Genomic DNA, 2,946 nt, shown 5'->3' with positions numbered 1-2,946 from the left:
GATGGATATTGATAATGAGAACAATCAAGTCGATCGAGCTATTAGTACCGGTCAGCTGCATGCATTACTGCACTTCCACATCCGGCCTATCAACGTGGTGGTCTTCCACGGCTCTGATAGGGAATACTCGTTTTAAGGTTAGTTTCCCGCTTAGATGCCTTCAGCGGTTATCTAGTCCGTATATAGCTACTCTGCTATGCCGTTGGCACGACAACAGATCCACCAGAGATACGTCCATCCCGGTCCTCTCGTACTAGGGACAGATCCTTTCAATATTCCTACACCCACGGCAGATAGGGACCGAACTGTCTCACGACGTTCTGAACCCAACTCACGTACCGCTTTAAATGGCGAACAGCCATACCCTTGGGACCTGCTCCAGCCCCAGGATGCGATGAGTCGACATCGAGGTGCCAAACAACCCCGTCGATATGGACTCTTGGGGGTCATCAGCCTGTTATCCCCGGCGTACCTTTTATCCGTTGAGCGATGGCCCTTCCACACGGGACCACCGGATCACTATGACCGACTTTCGTCTCTGCTCGACTTGTCTGTCTTGCAGTCAGGCGGGCTTATGCCATTGCACTCGACGAACGATTTCCGACCGTTCTGAGCCCACCATCGCGCGCCTCCGTTACTCTTTAGGAGGCGACCGCCCCAGTCAAACTACCCACCATACACGGTCCTGGACCCGGATATACGGGTCGCAGTTAGACATCTATGACGATAAGGGTGGTATTTCAAGGATGACTCCACGAAGGCTGGCGCCTCCGCTTCAAAGTCTACCACCTATCCTACACATGTCGCCACAAATGCCAGTGTAAAGCTATAGTAAAGGTGCACGGGGTCTTTCCGTCTAACCGCAGGAACCCCGCATCTTCACGGGGAATTCAATTTCACTGAGTCTGCGTTGGAGACAGCGGGGAAGTCGTTACGCCATTCGTGCAGGTCGGAACTTACCCGACAAGGAATTTCGCTACCTTAGGACCGTTATAGTTACGGCCGCCGTTTACTGGGGCTTCAATTCAAGGCTTGCACCTCTCCTCTTAACCTTCCAGCACCGGGCAGGCGTCAGACCCTATACGTCGTCTTGCGACTTCGCAGAGCCCTGTGTTTTTGGTAAACAGTCGCTACCCCCTGGTCTGTGCCACCCTCATCTGCTTGCGCAAACAAGGGTCACGCTTCTTCCGAAGTTACGCGTGCAATTTGCCGAGTTCCTTCAACGCAGTTCTCTCAAGCGCCTTGGTATACTCTACCAGTCCACCAGTGTCGGTTTAGGGTACGGTCTATATGTGGGAGCTATTTCCTGGAACCGCTTCGCTGCAAGATCAATCCAATAAGACCTTACAACACACGCGATCCGTCACTACCCACAGGCCCACGAATATTAACGTGGTTCCCATCGACTACGCCTTTCGGCCTCGCCTTAGGGGCCGGCTAACCCTGCTCAGATTAACTTTAAGCAGGAACCCTTGGACTTTCGGCGAGAGTGTCTCTCACACTCTTTATCGTTACTCATGTCAGCATTCTCACTTCTGATACCTCCAGGATCTCTCACGAGTATCCCTTCACAGGCTTACAGAACGCTCCGCTACCACGCACATACGTGCATCCACAGCTTCGGTGTATGGCTTTAGCCCCGGTACATTTTCGGCGCAAAGACCCTTATCTAGACCAGTGAGCTGTTACGCTTTCTTTAAATGATGGCTGCTTCTAAGCCAACATCCTGGTTGTTTTGGGATCCTCACATCCTTTCCCACTTAGCCATAACTTAGGGACCTTAGATGGTGGTCAGGGTTGTTGCCCTCTTCACGACGGACGTTAGCACCCGCCGTGTGTCTGCTGGGTAGTACTCTCAGGTATTCGGAGTTTGATTGAGATCAGTAAGACGGTGAGTCCCCATTACCCATTCAGTGCTCTACCCCCTGAGGTATTCGCCCAACGCTCTACCTAAATAGATTTCGCGGAGAACCAGCTATCTCCGAGTTTGATTGGCCTTTCACCCCTAGCCACAAGTCATCCCAATCTATTGCAACAGATATGGGTTCGGTCCTCCAGTTGGTGTTACCCAACCTTCAACCTGCTCATGGCTAGATCACTCGGTTTCGGGTCTAATCCGACGAACTGAACGCCCTGTTCAGACTCGCTTTCGCTACGCCTACACCTACCGGCTTAAGCTTGCTCGTCAGACTAAGTCGCTGACCCATTATACAAAAGGTACGCTGTCACCCAGAACAAATCTTGGGCTCCAACTGTTTGTAGGCAACCGGTTTCAGGTTCTCTTTCACTCCCCTTGTCGGGGTGCTTTTCACCTTTCCCTCACGGTACTTGTTCGCTATCGGTCATGCACGAGTACTTAGGCTTGGAGAGTGGTCTCCCCATGTTCAGACAGGATTTCACGTGTCCCGCCCTACTCAAGGACTACAAAGAGCATTACGCATACGGGGCTATCACCCACTACGGCAAACCTTTCCAGGTTCTTCTGCTTGTCTCTTTATAGCCACTGGCCTGGTCCGCGTTCGCTCGCCACTACTTGCGGAGTCTCGGTTGATGTCCTTTCCTGCAGGTACTTAGATGTTTCAGTTCCCTGCGTTCGCCTCTTACACCCTATTTTATTCAGATGCAGATACCTTATTAACAATACCTAGAAATCTAAACCGTTCCGAAGAACGATTTAAACTTTCTAGGTATTTAAGGTGGGTTGCCCCATTCGGAAATCGTCGGATCAAAGGGTATTCGCACCTCCCCGACGCTTATCGCAGCGTATCACGTCCTTCATCGCCTGTGCATGCCAAGGCATCCACCAATTGCCCTTAATTCACTTGATTATTCTCATTGCCAATATCCATCAAGATTTTATGCTCACATCAGTGTCTAACGATAAACACTGGCAAGCCTAGCACACCGAAGATAGTGCGCCCGGATATTAGCAGAAAAGACCAGCTT

General features: G+C 51.2%; 1 rRNA gene. It reads right to left on the bottom strand.

What is annotated here, in order from left to right:
• Window positions 1-20: 20 nt before the first annotated feature.
• Window positions 21-2,828, bottom strand: a 23S ribosomal RNA gene (locus BKD14_RS18450).
• Window positions 2,829-2,946 lie beyond the last annotated feature (118 nt).

Origin of the sequence: Pseudochrobactrum sp. B5 (genome assembly GCF_001939785.1) — a bacterium.
In the GTDB taxonomy this organism is placed as follows: Bacteria; Pseudomonadota; Alphaproteobacteria; order Rhizobiales; family Rhizobiaceae; genus Pseudochrobactrum; species Pseudochrobactrum saccharolyticum.
This window is presented reverse-complemented; position numbering and strand designations above follow the sequence as displayed.